Origin of the sequence: Micromonospora sp. NPDC005367, assembly GCF_040606825.1 — a bacterium.
Lineage (GTDB): Bacteria > Actinomycetota > Actinomycetes > Mycobacteriales > Micromonosporaceae > Micromonospora.
In genome coordinates this window covers 24,598-38,869 of sequence record NZ_JBEXFP010000010.1, presented here as the reverse complement: position 1 = coordinate 38,869, position 14,272 = coordinate 24,598, and the positions used below count along the sequence as shown (strand labels likewise).

Annotated in this window: 13 protein-coding genes; 11 read left to right on the top strand and 2 right to left on the bottom strand. The window is 72.6% G+C overall.

Going from position 1 to position 14,272, the window contains the following annotated elements; genetic code table 11:
• Nucleotides 1-5 precede the first annotated feature (5 nt).
• A complete protein-coding gene (locus tag ABZS42_RS09855) occupies nt 6-425 on the bottom strand; it encodes a GntR family transcriptional regulator (protein ID WP_076471228.1) in 420 nt (139 codons plus the stop codon).
• A gap of 131 nt (nt 426-556) precedes the next feature.
• On the opposite strand from ABZS42_RS09855, the gene ABZS42_RS09850 reads away from it, so the two are divergent.
• Nucleotides 557-1,996, top strand: coding sequence for an aldehyde dehydrogenase family protein (locus ABZS42_RS09850; RefSeq protein ID WP_355143551.1), 1,440 nt, complete (start codon nt 557-559; stop codon nt 1,994-1,996).
• A gap of 19 nt (nt 1,997-2,015) precedes the next feature.
• Here ABZS42_RS09850 and ABZS42_RS09845 read toward each other — a convergent pair whose 3' ends face one another.
• A complete protein-coding gene (locus tag ABZS42_RS09845) occupies nt 2,016-3,248 on the bottom strand; it encodes an SUKH-3 domain-containing protein (RefSeq protein ID WP_355143549.1) in 1,233 nt (410 codons plus the stop codon).
• A 78-nt stretch (nt 3,249-3,326) separates the two neighbouring features.
• On the opposite strand from ABZS42_RS09845, the gene ABZS42_RS09840 reads away from it, so the two are divergent.
• From ABZS42_RS09840 to ABZS42_RS09795, 10 genes are all read left to right on the top strand, one after another.
• Complete coding sequence (locus tag ABZS42_RS09840) at nt 3,327-3,740, top strand: YbaB/EbfC family nucleoid-associated protein (RefSeq protein ID WP_355143547.1); 414 nt, start codon at nt 3,327-3,329, stop codon at nt 3,738-3,740.
• A complete protein-coding gene (locus tag ABZS42_RS09835; protein WP_355143545.1) occupies nt 3,737-4,081 on the top strand; it encodes a hypothetical protein in 345 nt (114 codons plus the stop codon). Before ABZS42_RS09840 ends, ABZS42_RS09835 begins: the two co-directional genes overlap by 4 nt.
• A 15-nt stretch (nt 4,082-4,096) precedes the next feature.
• The gene (locus ABZS42_RS09830; RefSeq protein ID WP_355143543.1) at nt 4,097-8,281 is read left to right on the top strand and encodes a toxin glutamine deamidase domain-containing protein; all 4,185 of its coding nucleotides are present in this window, start codon (nt 4,097-4,099) and stop codon (nt 8,279-8,281) included.
• Between the two features lie 17 nt (nt 8,282-8,298).
• Entirely contained in the window at nt 8,299-8,718 is a 420-nt protein-coding gene (locus ABZS42_RS09825; RefSeq protein WP_355143541.1) for a hypothetical protein, read from the top strand.
• Nucleotides 8,719-8,758: 40 nt separating this feature from the next.
• The gene (locus ABZS42_RS09820) at nt 8,759-9,349 is read left to right on the top strand and encodes a DinB family protein (protein ID WP_355143540.1); all 591 of its coding nucleotides are present in this window, start codon (nt 8,759-8,761) and stop codon (nt 9,347-9,349) included.
• 125 nt (nt 9,350-9,474) lie between these two features.
• Nucleotides 9,475-10,179, top strand: a complete 705-nt coding sequence (gene nfi / locus ABZS42_RS09815) for a deoxyribonuclease V (protein WP_355143539.1) — start codon at nt 9,475-9,477, stop codon at nt 10,177-10,179.
• A 139-nt stretch (nt 10,180-10,318) separates the two neighbouring features.
• Nucleotides 10,319-11,368, top strand: a complete 1,050-nt coding sequence (locus ABZS42_RS09810) for a hypothetical protein (RefSeq protein ID WP_355143538.1) — start codon at nt 10,319-10,321, stop codon at nt 11,366-11,368.
• Nucleotides 11,369-11,436: 68 nt separating this feature from the next.
• Nucleotides 11,437-12,822 (top strand): phosphomannomutase/phosphoglucomutase, encoded by a 1,386-nt coding sequence (locus tag ABZS42_RS09805; RefSeq protein WP_355143537.1) that lies wholly within the window; start codon nt 11,437-11,439, stop codon nt 12,820-12,822.
• A 61-nt stretch (nt 12,823-12,883) separates the two neighbouring features.
• Complete coding sequence (locus tag ABZS42_RS09800) at nt 12,884-13,069, top strand: Trm112 family protein (protein WP_076471238.1); 186 nt, start codon at nt 12,884-12,886, stop codon at nt 13,067-13,069.
• Nucleotides 13,066-14,262, top strand: coding sequence for an SIS domain-containing protein (locus tag ABZS42_RS09795; protein ID WP_355143536.1), 1,197 nt, complete (start codon nt 13,066-13,068; stop codon nt 14,260-14,262). Before ABZS42_RS09800 ends, ABZS42_RS09795 begins: the two co-directional genes overlap by 4 nt.
• Nucleotides 14,263-14,272: the final 10 nt, after the last annotated feature.

Below are 14,272 nucleotides of genomic sequence, written 5' to 3'. Positions count from 1 at the left end.
TCCTCTCAGCCGGCTGAGGCGGCGGGTTGCGTGCGGGCCGCCTCAGCGGCGAGTGTGGCCCGCAGAGTGGTCTCGACCAGGGCGATGACGTCCTCAGGAGTGAGGCCTGCAGTGCGGGCGCGGCGGAGCCAGGCCACCAGGTCTTCGCGCAGCTCGGCCTGGTCGGCGAGCGGCGGCCCGCCGAGCGTGCGGCGGACGAAGGTGCCGACGCCGGGACGTCCCTCGACGAGACCCTCGATCTCCAGCTCGCGGTACGCCTTCAGCACCGTGTTGGGGTTGATCGCCAGCGACTGAGCCACGTCGCGCACCTTGGGCAGCTGGTCGCCGGGCACCAGCAACCCCACGCGTAGGGCCTGCTTCACCTGCTGGATCAGCTGCACGTACGTGTTCACCTTGGACCGGGCGTCCAGTACGAACTCGATCACCTGAGCCCTCTCTATAGTCCTACGACACTAGGACTATAGGATAGAAGGGAATGTCGTGGGTGCCCGTCCGTGACGCGCACGCCGTCGAGCAGCCGGATCAGTCAGTCCAAGGGCCGGTCTAGGCTTCGATGGTGGAGTCGAGAGCCTTCTACGTAGCCGGTCGCCCCGTTCACGGCGAGGGTGAACTGACCGTCCACCATCCGTACGACGGTCGGGTCGTGGGGCGTACCACCGTGGCCACGCCGGACCAGGTCGAAGCGGCCGTGTCGGCCGCGGCCGATGTGGCGGCGGAGGCCGCGGCGCTCCCCGCGCACGTGCGCGCGGGCGCCCTCGACCACGTGTCACGCCGGCTCACCGAGCGTGGCGACGACGTCGCCCGGCTCATCACCGCCGAGAACGGCAAGCCGCTGAAGTGGGCTCGGGCGGAGGTGACGCGCGCCATCGCCACCTTCCGCTGGGCCGCCGAGGAGGCCCGGCGCTTCTCCGGCGACCTGCAACGCCTCGACACCGATCCGGCCGCCACCGGCCGGATCGCGCTCGTACGCCGGGTGCCCCGCGGCCCGGTGCTGGGCATCACGCCGTTCAACTTCCCGCTCAACCTGGTCGCGCACAAGGTCGCCCCAGCCGTCGCGGTCGGTGCGCCGATCGTCGTCAAGCCGGCACCGGCCACCCCGCTCACCGCGCTGCTCCTCGGCGAGCTGCTCGCCGAGACCGCCCTGCCGGCAGGCATGTTGTCGGTGCTGCCGCTGCCCAACGAGCGCGCCGCCGGGCTGGTCGCCGACCCGCGGTTGCCGGTCGTGTCGTTCACCGGCTCCGGACCGGTCGGTGCCGAGATCCGCCGCTCGGTGCCGGAGAAGCACGTGACATTGGAGCTGGGCGGCAACGCGGCGGCCGTTATCTGCGCGGACTGGGCGGCCGACGAGGACCTGACCTTCGCCGCGCAGCGGATCGCCACGTTCTCGAACTACCAGGCCGGGCAGTCCTGCATCGCGGTTCAACGGGTCTACGTGCACGAATGGCTCTACGACGGCTTCCTGCCCCGGCTGCTCGCCGCGGTGCAGGAGCTGCGCACCGGAGACCCGAGCGACGAACGGACCGACGTCGGACCGCTGATCTCCGCCGACGCGGCCCGCCGGGTCGAGGCGTGGGTCGACGAGGCGGTCGTGGCCGGCGCGACGATCGAGGTCGGCGGCCGGCGCGAGGATGCCACCTATCCGCCGACCGTGCTGTCCGGAGTGCCCGCGGACGCCAAGGTCAACGCCGAGGAGATCTTCGGGCCGGTGCTGGTGGTCACCCGCGTACAGGACGACGAGGCCGCGTTCGCCGCGGTGAACGACTCGGCGTACGGATTGCAGGCGGGCGTCTTCACCCACGACGTACGCACCGCGTTCCTGGCCGCCCGCGTGCTGGAGGTGGGCGGGGTGATCGTCGGGGACGTGCCCTCGTACCGCGCCGACCAGATGCCGTACGGCGGGGTGAAGGGCAGCGGCGCGGGCCGGGAGGGGCTGCGCAGCGCCATGGAGGACTACACCGAGCCCCGCGTGCTCGTGCTCACCGGCGTGCGCCTCTAGAGGGACCGCCGCCGGTCGCTCACCATGTGCCGTCGTCCCGGACGCGGGACGCGCCCCGCCCGAGCAGCAACGTGGTCAGCGCGGCGTCGACGTCCGAGCCGAGGAACCACTCGCCCGCCTGGTCCAGCGCGAACACCCGGCCCTGCTCGTCGACGGCGAAGATGCTGTCCCCGTGCTCGGAGCCGAACGGGAACAACCGGCTGCCGAGCACGGCCGCGAAGTCGGCGAGGCTGTCGGCGCTGTGCGCGCCGCGCAGCGGGTTGGTGGTGAACCGGCTCACCCACACCTGCTCACCAGGGCCCCGCCGCCGGCTGAGGATCGCCGGGAAGTCGGTCAACGCGCGTACGGCTGCCGGAAACGGAACGTGGCGGTGCCGCTGGCCCCGCACCTGGACGGTCTCCCGGATCGCGCCGGAGCAGAGCACCTCGTTGAGCGGGCCGTCCTCCCAGCCGCCGTCCATGAGGGAGTCCGACACCTCCCGGGGAAACCGGTCGGGCTCGTGCGAGGGCTGGTGGTCGGGCCGCCACTCCTGTGTGTACGCAAGCATCGACCAGGGGAGGACGTTGAAGTGCACGAGGAAGTTCAGGCAGGAGTCGCAGGGGCGCTCGGCGAGCCCACCGGCCGGGTCGCCCGGCTCGCGTACGCGGAACACCTCGAAGCGGGCCGCGGCGAGCAGCATCTCGGCGTCACCCAGGCCCATCGGCGCGATGCCCTCGGCATCGCGGCGGTGGTCGTACTCGTGCAGCACGTCGGAGACCACGACCAGCTCGGCGTGTCGGTCGCCACCACGGGCGAGGTGGCCGGCGGGTAGTTCGTCGAGGTAGCGGCGGACCAGCGGGTGATGCCGTAGCTCCACGTCGCCCTTGGCGCCCCGCGCCTGGAACAACCGGCCGTCGAGGGTCAGGTGGGCGACGGCGCCCGGGGTGGGTAGCCGGCGGATCTCCCGCAGGAGTTGGCCCGCCGTATCGACCGTACGCGGAGCCCTCGGGCCGACCGGCCGGTTACGCCGGTAGAGCTCCTCGACGACGTTCGGCGGGACCCTCGGCCAGGTGCTCACCTCGCCGGTCTCGCGGTCGACCACCGTCGTCGGCAGGTCTCCCGGAAGCGCCCGGGCGCCGGCGGACACAGTGGACGTGATGACGAACCCCAGGTCGAACTCGTCGACGGTCGGCACGCACTCGTAGCCGAGGCGTTGCGAGTGGCGGTGGGCCCACACGGCGGCGAGTTGCTCGGCCTGATGACGGTCGATCACCCCACAAAAACTACCGGACCCCACAGGTTTCGTGGCGCCCGGTATGGTTCGGCCTACACACGGTGACGGGGAGGCGGCGTGGTGCAGGAGGCGGACCGGTCGGCGAATCACCCGCTACGGGTCAGGTTCGACGAGGTCTACGGTCAATACCAGCGGCTCCGGTCCGGTTTGGACGAACTGCGCGACCGCCTCGCCGGCCTGCGCGTGACCGAACGCTCGGCCGACGGCCGGGTGACCGCCACGGTGGGAGCCCGTGGCGAGCTGATCGCCGTCGAGCTGACCCCCGCCATCTACGGGGAGCGGGACGCCGCCGCGCTGAGCCGGACGATAACCGAGACGGTTCGGCGGGCGACCACCCACGCGGTCACGGCCACGCAGGAGATGGTCGCCGACCACCTGCCCGCCGGTTCCGGTTCGATGGAGTTCCTGCGTACGGGTGACTTCGGTGCGCTGTTCGAGCGGGCCGACACGGCGCTGGGCGGCGGCAGATGACCGGCGTGGTCGACGGCGGGCAGCTGTGGCTGGACGCCACCCGGGCCCGGCGCGGCGGCGCAGACCTCGGTGCCGCCGGCGCGGCGGTGACCGCCCGGCGGGTCGAGGTCGGCGACGGGATCGTTTCGGCGAGCGCCCAGCGGCCCTGGGGCCGGGACGACATCGGGGCGGCCTTCGAGCGCAGCTACCGCGAGTGCGAGCAGATCGTCCTGCGTGCCTGGGAGGGGGTCGGCAACCACCTCAGCGCGCTCGGCGCCGACGTGGTGCGCTCGGTCGACGCCAACATGGCCACGGACGCGGCCGCCGCGGGCCGCCTCTCCCGCGTCACCGATCAGCGCTGACCGCGGGGCGTCCCGATGACCCTGCTGCCGAGCCCGGTGCCGCACCCGCTCGATTACGCACCGTGGGACCTGCCCGGCTGGATCCACGAGGCCCTCGACTGGGTGGTCGGTGTCGAATGGCCGGAAGGGAACGAGCGCGCCGTCTGGGACCTCGCCGACCAGTGGTACGCGGTGGCCGCCGCGCTCGCCGCCCCGCGGGCCGACGCGATCGAAGCCGCCGCCGACGTGCAGAGTGGCTACGGCGCCGTCGGCGCGGTCCCCGAAGCATTCGAGGCGGCCTGGCGGCGGTTGGCCGAGGGCGACGAGGCGCCGCTGCCGGTCCTGCTCGCCGTCAGCACCGACCTGGGCCGGATGGTCGAGGAGTGCGGCTGCGACATCGAGGCCGCGAAACTCGAAGTCTGGATCGAGCTCGGCATCCTGGTCGTCGAGCTGCTGTCGCTGGCCGTCGCGGCCGTCCTCACCGCCGGCGCCGCCTCGCCTGCGGCGGGCGCGGCGATCGCCACGAGCCGGGTGATCGTGCAGCAGATCTTCAGGCGACTCGCTGGGCAACTCGCCCGCAAGTCGCTGCGCCACGGGTTGAAGGAGGCCGGCGAGCGGGCCGGCCGGCGGGTCGCCGAGGGTGGCGTACGGGGACTGGCCCGACGTTCGGCGCTCGGCGGACTCGCCGAAGCGGGCGAGGAGGCTGGGATCAGCCTCGCCACCCAGGCGTACCAGAACTCCACGGGCCGGCGCGACGGGCTGGACCTCACCGACCTCGGCACCTCGGCGCTCGGCGGCCTCGCCGGGGGCGCCGCCGCACCGCTGGCCGGGCTGGGCCGGCACGCGACCGGGCACGGGGCGGGCATCGGTGAGCAGGTCGCCCGGGAGATGGCCGGCGAGGTGATCGCGGAGAACGCCGCCGGCCTGGCCACCGGAGCGGGTCTGAGCTCGGTGGAGGACGCCGCTCGGGCCGCGGTCTCGGGCGGCACGGGGGCGGCCACGGCGCGGGCGGACGCGGCCCTCCAGGCCCGACTGGACGGCCGGCTGACCGCGCTGGCCTCGATGAACCTGGGGCTGCCACCCGGCCCCGGGCTGCCGGGCCTGACCGAGCCGGTGCTGCCCGCGCCCCGCCCACCGGCCGAGGAAGCGTTCGCAACCGTCACACCGGCCGGGGCGGTGTCCACGGGCGCCGCCGGCCATCCACTCACCGCGTCGACCGTGCCGGCGGAATCGGGGCCGCCGGTGCAGTCCTCCGCTGTGGCCGCGCCGCCGCCGATCCCGGCGACGAACACCGGCAGCCCGACGTCGAGCACGGAGCCCGTGCTGCCGGTGGGGCCTCCGACCGTGGCGGCGCAGCCCGTCACCGGGACGATCGCCGACAGCCTGACATTGAGCACGGCCGGAGCGACGTCCCCTTCGGTCCTGGCCGGGCCTCCGCCGCCACTTTCGGGTGCTGTCGAGAAAGCCGCAGCGACGGCCGGCCCGACCACGACGGGCGGGACGGTACCGCCGGCGATCACCCCGCTCGCTCCGTCCACAGTCGCCACGGCGCCAGGGCCGACCGTCGCCACCTCGAACGGCTGGCCGGCTCAGCCGGCGCCGGCCGCACCTCTGCCGCCGGCGCCCACGCCCGCTGAACCCGCGCCGGCGGCACCGGCACCTGCCACCCGGGTGCCCGAGCCCGTCCCGCCGCACCGGTCGACCGTGCCGTCGGTGGATGGCGGGGGACCGCCGCCGCGCCGGCCGGCGACGGGCGGACCGTGGGTGCCGGATCAGCCACTGCCGCCGACCCCTCGGCCGCCCTCCGACGGGCCGCCAGATCCGGTGGGCACGCAGGGACCACGGCCGGCCGCCTGGGCCGAAGACCTCGACGCCTTCGAGCGGCGCCGCCACCGGGGCCACTTCGAACACCAGCGCCGTACCCACGAGGAGAATCGGCGCCGGGACCGGGCCACGGAGCGACGCCGTGACGCCGACCGTACGTACGACGAGATTCGATGGCTGATCAGCGAGGGCCGCGAGCTGGCGCAGGCCGGCCTGCACGAAACCGCCGAACGGTACTTCGCGGAGGCCCGCGACCGGGAACGCTGGTACCACCAGCAGTGGGACCTCGCCGAGGAGATCCTCGCCGGCACGGTGGCATCGCCGAGGATCGGCGTCGACGAGGAGAACTTCCAGCGCATCAACGACGACGTCGGCGACCTCGCAACCGGCGCGGTCGACACGTCGGATCACTCGGCGCTCACCGGCGACCGCCATCCGCCGCCGATCGACAGGACACGCCGCTACGGCCGGCCCGGTGGGTTGCGTCCGCCGTTGGCGCTGCATCAGACCGACGTCGAGCGACGGGTTCCCCGGCAGCCCGACGGGCGGGTGACCCGCACCCCGGATCCGCGCCAGGGCGACTGGTTCCGGCTGATGAACGACGGAGGCCCGGCCGCGGACCCGACGCGGGGGATCAACTGCGTCGACTGCACCCTGTCGCTCTTCGACACGTGGGTGCACGGCCGCCCACGGGTGTCCGCGCCCCGCACCTTCGACGCGTACGCGGCGGGAGACGTGAACCGGCCGCTGGACGGGGAACTGGACGGGCCCCGCCGGGTCGAGCAGGTCAGCGGTGGACGGTTCCAGCGGCTCTGCGAGCCCGGCGACGACATGCCTTGGGCACAGCGGCGGCACGTCATCGATCGCGGGTACCGCAACCTGCACGACCAACTGGTGCTCGGCGGGCACGGCAGCTACGCATTCGTGATCAATACGTGGGAGGGCGGCGGTTCCCACATCTCGGTCGCCCTCAACCAGAACGGCACCGTGCTCTACCTCGACCCGCAGACCGGTGCGATCGCCACCCGGCCGCTCTACCCGCACACCGGGACACCCAACCTGTACAACTCGATCAACCTCGAGGTTCTGGTGCTCGGGTCGGACGCCCGGCCGATGCCCATGGCCGGACTGGCGAGAGGAAGGCAGAGCGTCCTCCCGGACCTGCCCGAGTACCCACCGGCCGAGCCTGACGAGGGGTACGGGCAGCCGTACCTGAACCGCCTGCACGTTCTTGCCGGCCCCGGATCGGCCGCTGCCGAGCGCGCGCCGGTGACCGACGTGATCGCCGGTGCGTCGGACCTCGACAGCGCCCTCCGGGCAGGTGTGCCGCCGCCGGACCTGGCCACGGCGTTGGACGCGCCGACGCTGCGGCGCCTCGTACCGCACCTGGGCGATGCCGCCGCCCGGGACGTGGCCGCGTTCTTCGCCGACTCGCGGGCGCACGCGATGCTGGACGGAGCATGGCGGGAAGCGCCACCGGACGAGCCGCTGCTCGCCGAGGCCTTGATCCGGCAGATGGCTGAGCGGTCCGACCTGGCGCGCATGGTCCTCGCGACGCCGGAGCTGTTCGACTCGTTGACCGCTCGCCCCCTGACGTTGCACCACCTGGCGAGCCACCAACAGGCGATCGACGTCCTCGGTGACGTACTCGCCGAGATATCGCAGCGGGGAGCCGAGGCGGTTGCGGCCCAGGACGTGCCACCGCCACCCCGGCCGACCGCGCTCACTCCACGTCAGTTGGAGGTGAGTCAGAGGCTGCGCGCCCGGCGGCAGGAGAGCATCCAGGCCGGCTTCGACATGGCGCGGTGCCACGACGACCAATTCCGAGCCGACTACCTGCGACGTCTCTACGACGATGCTGCGGCGGCGCAGCTGGAGCTGAACGCCATGGTCATGCGGCTGGCTGGCGACCGTGGGCAGCCTGGCTGGCGTCGCGCGCCGAAGGCACACCGACGAGTTTTGGACAAGCTCGTCGAATACGACAACGACGCGTCGCGCCTGACGGATCTCGCGGCCGCGAAGTTGGAGTTTCGGCGGCTGGACGACTTGTACGACGCGTTACACGAGCTGAGCCGAGACCCGGACGTGGTGGTGCTCGAGATCAAGGACCGTTTCGTTCGCCCGCCGGCGAGTGGATACCGGGATGTGCTGCTCAAGCTGCGTATGTCGAATGGGCACATCGCCGAACTGCGCCTTCATCTCGTCGCGCTGGAGGGAGTGGCGGAATGGGAACATGCGTTGTACGAGATCAGGCGGGACCTGGATGCAATCGCTGGAGAGGCGGGCCGGCCGTTGACACCGACTGAACGTGCGGTGCGCGACGGGCTGCTCCGGCGTGGACAGGATGCTTACTGGCGTGCGTTGGGCAACGACAGAGGAGAGGTGTCGGAGGGATGAACCGACCCGGAGGTTTGGTGCTCCCAGCTTTCTTCAGCTACTACGAATCACCGATCAAGCTCGTGGAGACGACGGACGGTGGCGTGGCGGCGTGGCGCCTTTCCAAGGACACCGGCGGTTGGACTCCGGCGAGCAAGCTCATCGACACTCTGCTCTTCGTCGGCGGGGACGAGATCGAGGAGCTGACACGGGAGGAGTTCGTCCAGCAGACGGAGCGTGAGCGGGCCCACTACCTCACCGGTGAAGGTCCGATCTTCGCTCTCTACGAGACCGTCAGGGCCATCACGGATGCCCTGGCCCAGGAGCGCCGCTACCCGACGCCCACCGAGATCGCTCTGATCGCGGGGGTACGTCGGAGGACGTTCGTGATGTTCGAGGAGGAGTTGCAGCGGGCGGGTGATCCGGGTGCCGACCCGTCCCTTGGGCGGCAGCCCTAAACCGCTTGCGAACGGCCGGGGCGTGCATGAGTGTCGCGGTATGGCTGACTCGCCCGCCACCGGCAAGCCCGAAGCGCCACCCGCGCTGGGCTTCGCCTGGTCGAACATGTTCGTCCACCCCGACGAGGATCCGCGCTCGGAGGGCGGCTTCGACGACGAGCGGACGGTCCTCGTCGAGTATCTACGCGACCAACGGCTCACTCTGCAGCTCAAGTGCGCCGACCTCGACGCCGAGCAGATGGCCCGTCGGGCCGTACCGCCGTCCACGATGTCGTTGCTCGGCCTGGTCCGGCACATGGCCGAGGTGGAGCGGGGATGGTTCCGCCGGGTGATGGCCGGCGAGGACGTGCCGGATGTCTACCGTACGGAGAACGACCGGGACGCCGACTTCAACGGCGCGGTCGCGGACCCGGGGGTGGTCGGCGAGGCGTGGCGGAACTGGCGTGCCGAGGTCGAGTTCGCCGAGCAGGTGGTGCGGCGGGCGTCCGACCTCGGGGTCAAGGGTCGCAAGCGCAACGGGGAGGTCATCTCGTTGCGCGAGTTGCTGGTGCACATGATCGAGGAGTACGCGCGGCACAACGGGCACGCCGATCTGCTGCGCGAGCTGATCGACGGCCGGGTCGGCCAGTAGGTGTGACGCGACGGCGACGTCTCGATCCACTCGGGATCAGTGAAGTCGGGCTGTCGTGGGCAAGATGATCACCCGACTTCCGTGAAGCCGAGTGGATCAACGGGTGGATCGAGCAGGCGGGGGCGATGACCGTGCCGGACCCGGCGGCCACGCCGGCCAGTGTGGCCGAGGCGGTGGCCGTACAGGAGGAGTTGCGGTCGCGGGTCGACCTCGTCGGACCCGGCCCGGCCGAGCCGGCGACGGTGGCCGGGCTCGACGTCGCGTACGCCGAGAGCGACGACCTGCTCGCGGCCGCTGTGACCGTGCTCGACGCCCGCACCCTCGCGGTGCTCGACCAGGCTGTGAGCGTCGGTCGGCCCGCGTTCGGGTACGTCCCGGGTCTGTTCGCGTTCCGGGAGCTGCCCGCGCTGCTCGCCGCGCTGGACCGGCTGACCAGCCTTCCCGAGTTGCTGGTCTGTGACGGGCACGGGTTCGCCCACCCGCGCCGCTTCGGGCTCGCCTGTCATCTCGGTGTCGTGACCGGCCTACCGGCGATCGGCGTCGGCAAGACCCCACTGATCGGTACCTGGGCGGCGCCGGCCGCCGAGCGGGGCGCGTGGTCGGCGCTGCGCGACGGGGACGAGGTGGTGGGCCGGGTGCTGCGTACCCGCAGCGAGGTGAAGCCGGTCTTCGTCAGCGTCGGTCATCGGATGAGTCTGGACAACGCCGTCACCCAGGTGCTCACGTTGACCCCGCGCTACCGGCTGCCGGAGACCACCCGGACCGCGGACCGGCTCTGCCGCGACGCCCTGGCCGCGGCACGCATCGCGCCGCCACCTGAACGACGCTGACCCGCCGACCAGACCCGATCCGGGCGGACCAGCGGTGGACGTGTCGGCGAGTAATGAGGCACACATCCGGTGCGCTCTATGACCGGTGGGTCAGGTGGGGCGGTAGTAGCCTGACGCGGAAGCGGACGGCGAGGTGATCATGGCGGTACGGCAGGTGGCGCGGCTCGCGACCGTCGGCGCGTTGCTTGGTGGCCTGGTGCTGCTCGGCGGGTCGCCGGCCCTCGCGGACGACGACTCGGTGCGAGTGGGTTCGGCCGGCAGCTTCCGGGCCGGTGGCTCGGCCGAGGGTGTGAACGTCGAGGTGCGTAAGCGCAGCGACGGGTGCGTGATGCTGCGTACGGCGCTCGGCCTGCGGCTGGACGGCCTGCGGGCGGACCAGGTGAGAATCCAGGTGAACTACGGTGGTCGTTGGTTCCCGGTTCCCGCCGACGGCGGCGGCACGGTGAGCACCTCGCAGGTCGCACCGGCGAAGCCGTCGCTCTGCAAGGGCAAGCGCATCACCATGCGTTACCGGGTCGCCTTCGTCGCCGGGGCGCCGGGCGGGCGGCTCACCGTGATCGGCGAGGCCACCAACGCGGCCGGCCGGACGCTGGGCCGGGGTTCGGATTCGGCGCGCGTGGACGGCGCGCGGGTGACCGCGTCCCCGACCCCGTCGAAGAAGCCCTCACCGAGCCCGACTCCGGTGGACACCGAGGCGGCCGCCGAACCCGATTCGACTTCGGCGGCGCTGGCGGCACCGACCGGACCGAGCACAACGAACAAAGCCGAGGAGTCATCCGGTATGTCCCCGATCATGTTCATCGGTCTGGGCCTGGTCGCCCTCGGGGCGCTGCTGATCGGGCTGCTGGTCCGCAGGTCCCGGCAGGACAAGTCGCCTGGCGGCGAGCCGGTCGCGCCGTCGGTGGGCTCCCCAGGTGGCACCACCTACCGCGCAGGGACGCCGGCGCCGGCCGCGCCGGCCCGCCCCGGCCAGGTGTACGGCCAGCCGTCCGCCACCGGCGCGGTCTACGGCGTTCCCTCCCCGCGGCCCGCGAGCGGCGGTGTCTACGGCACCCGGCCGGCCGCCGAGCCGGACGAGACCCGGCCGGTCCCCGGGCAGCGGGGAGGCTACGGGCAGGAGCACGTCCCCCCGTCGATGCCCGCCACCGGCGGTGAACACACGGTGCTCATGCCCAGGCTGCCCGACTGACCGAGGCGCGACCGGTGCCCTCCGATACGCTCAGGGTGCGTGACGACCTGCGGCCAAGGAGTGAACCGGTGTCTGATCTGTCCCAGATCGTGAAGGCGTACGACGTCCGCGGGACGGTGCCTGACCAGTGGGACGAGCGGACCGCCGAAGCCCTCGGCGCCGCGTTCGCGCAACTACTGAACGGATCCGACGAGCCCGGCGACGCCGTGGTGATCGGGTACGACATGCGGGGCACCTCGCCCGGCCTGGCCGCCGCGTTCGCCGCCGGCGTACGCGCGGAGGGGCGCTCGGTCGTCGAGCTCGGTCTCGCCTCGACGGACATGCTCTACTTCGCCGCCGGGTCGCTGAACCTGCCCGGGGCGATGTTCACCGCCAGCCACAACCCGGCTCGCTACAACGGGATCAAGATGTGCCGCGCCGGAGCGCGCCCGATCGGGCAGGACAGCGGGCTGGCCGAGATCCGCGACCGGGCCCAGGCGCTGTTGGACAAGGACGAGTCCCGGCCGGCCGGCGAGCCGACGCGGGCCGTCGAGCGGCGGGACATGCTGCCGGAGTACGCGGCGTACCTGCGCAAGCTCGTCGACCTGTCGCAGATCCGCCCGCTGAAGGTGGTGGTCGACGCGGGCAACGGCATGGCCGGCCACACCGTGCCGAGCGTGCTCGGCGACGTCGTGCTGTCGGCGCTGCCGTTGGAGATCGTGCCGCTCTACTTCGAGCTCGACGGCGACTTCCCCAACCACGAGGCCAACCCGCTCGACCCGGCCAACCTGGTGGACCTCCAGCGGGCGGTGGTGGAGCACGGAGCCGACATTGGGCTCGCCTTCGACGGCGACGCCGACCGGTGCTTCGTGGTGGACGAGCGGGGCGAGCCCGTCTCACCGTCCGCGATCACCGCGCTGGTCGCGGCCCGGGAGCTGGGGAAGTACCCGGGAGCCACGGTGATCCACGGTCTGATCACCTCGCGCGCGGTGCCGGAGATCATCCGGGAACACGGCGGGGAGCCGGTGGTGGCACGGGTCGGGCACTCCTTCATCAAGGCGGAGATGGCCCGCACCAACGCCGTCTTCGGCGGCGAGCACTCCGCCCACTACTACTTCCGGGACTTCTGGTTCGCCGACACGGGCATGCTCGCCGCCATGCACACCCTGGCCGCGCTCGGCGAGCAGTCCCTGCCGCTGTCGGTGCTGGCGGGCGAGTACGAGCGGTACGTCGCCAGCGGCGAGATCAATTCCACCGTGGCCGACCAGGCCGCGACGATGAGCGACGTACGCGGCGCGTACCCGGACGCGGTGGCCGACGACCTGGACGGGCTGACCCTGCGCTTCCCCGACGGTGCGTGGTTCAACCTGCGCGCGTCCAACACCGAGCCGCTGCTGCGGCTGAACGTGGAGGCACCCACCCGGGACCGGATGATCTCCCTCCGCGACGAGGTGCTCGACCGGGTTCGCCGATAAGATCGCCTGCGCCGCTCGGCACCGCCGACGGTGAAGCCGCACACGTGGAAGGAGCCGCGCCGTGGCCCTGGATCCGCAGTTGCTCGAGATACTCGCCTGTCCGGACACGCATCACGCACCGCTGAACTACGACGCGCAGGCACAGACGCTGACCTGCACCGAATGTGGCCGGATCTTCGAGGTGCGCGACGACGTGCCGGTGCTGCTGCTGGACGAGGCGCGCGGCGGCCCGGGGCAGCAGTCGTGATCGACGGAACCGCCGGGGTCAGCGGCCACCGGGAAGCCGACGAGGCCCTGCTCGACGACGCCGACGCGCTCTCCGAACGCGACCCGGGCGGCATGCTGCGGCACACCGCCGCGGCCGGCGCGCAGGTCCGCGAGTCCGCTGCGCTCGCCGCCGAGGCGAACCTGTCCGTGCTGGCCGACGAGGGGCGGCCGAGGGCCGTGGTCATCGCCGGCATCGGCACCGCGGGCCGTACCGGTGACGTCCTCGCGACGGTCGCCGGACCGCGCTGCCCGGTGCCGGTCATCCCGCACCGCAGCGCGGGCGTGCCCGGCTGGGTGGGCGCGGCCGACGTGGTCATCGCGGTGAGCGCTTCCGGTCGCAGCCCCGAGGCGCTGGGTGCCGCGGAGGCGGCGCACCGGCGTGGCGCGCGGCTGGTCGCGGTCGGTGCCCCCGATTCCCAACTCCAGTCGGTCGCCGAACGGGCTCGCGCGCCGTTCATCCCGGTGCCGCGACGCGCCCCGGCCCGGGCCAGCCTCTGGGCGCTCACCGTGCCGGTGCTGCTCGCCGCCCGTACGCTCGGGCTGGTCAAGGTCAACGAGGCGGACCTGGCCGAGACCGCGGCCCGGCTCGACGCGGACGCCGACCGGTGCCGACCCACCGCCGAGTCGTTCGTGAACCCGGCGAAGTCGCTGGCCCTGGGACTGGCCGGGTCCATCCCGATCGTCTGGGGCTCGTCACCGCTGGCCACCGTCGCGGCCCGCCGCTTCGGCGACACCCTCTCGGCGAACGCGCGGTACCCCGTCGTGACCGGGGCGCTGGGTGAGGCCGGGCGGGGCCGGGTCGGGCTGCTCGACGGCGTCTTCGGCGGCCTCGTGGAGGGCGACCGGGACATCTTCGCCGACCCGGACGAGACCCTCGGCGACGCGACCCGGCTGCGGTTGGTGCTGCTGCGCGACGGCGGGTTGAACGCCGAGGACGACGCCGATGAACCACTCGCCGTCGAGGAACGCCGCGCCGAGGCGGTGCAGACCCTGGCCGATCGTCGTGGCGTCCGGTGTGACGTGGTGACCGCCGAGGGTGGCTCCGCGTTGGAGCGGCTCGCCTCGCTCACCGCGGTTCCGGACTTCGCCTCGATCTACCTGGCCCTGGCCCACGGGCTGGACCCGATGGCGGTGCCCGCCATCACCGAAATGAAGGAGCTGTCGAACCAGTGATCGGACGTTG

Excerpts from the sequence above, each read along its gene's own strand:
- ABZS42_RS09830 (WP_355143543.1), top strand. The coding sequence starts at position 4,097 with ATGACCCTGCTGCCGAGCCCGGTGCCGCACCCGCTCGATTACGCACCG.
- nfi (WP_355143539.1), top strand. The coding sequence starts at position 9,475 with ATGACCGTGCCGGACCCGGCGGCCACGCCGGCCAGTGTGGCCGAGGCG.
- ABZS42_RS09820 (WP_355143540.1), top strand. The coding sequence starts at position 8,759 with ATGGCTGACTCGCCCGCCACCGGCAAGCCCGAAGCGCCACCCGCGCTG.
- ABZS42_RS09810 (WP_355143538.1), top strand. The coding sequence starts at position 10,319 with ATGGCGGTACGGCAGGTGGCGCGGCTCGCGACCGTCGGCGCGTTGCTT.
- ABZS42_RS09835 (WP_355143545.1), top strand. The coding sequence starts at position 3,737 with ATGACCGGCGTGGTCGACGGCGGGCAGCTGTGGCTGGACGCCACCCGG.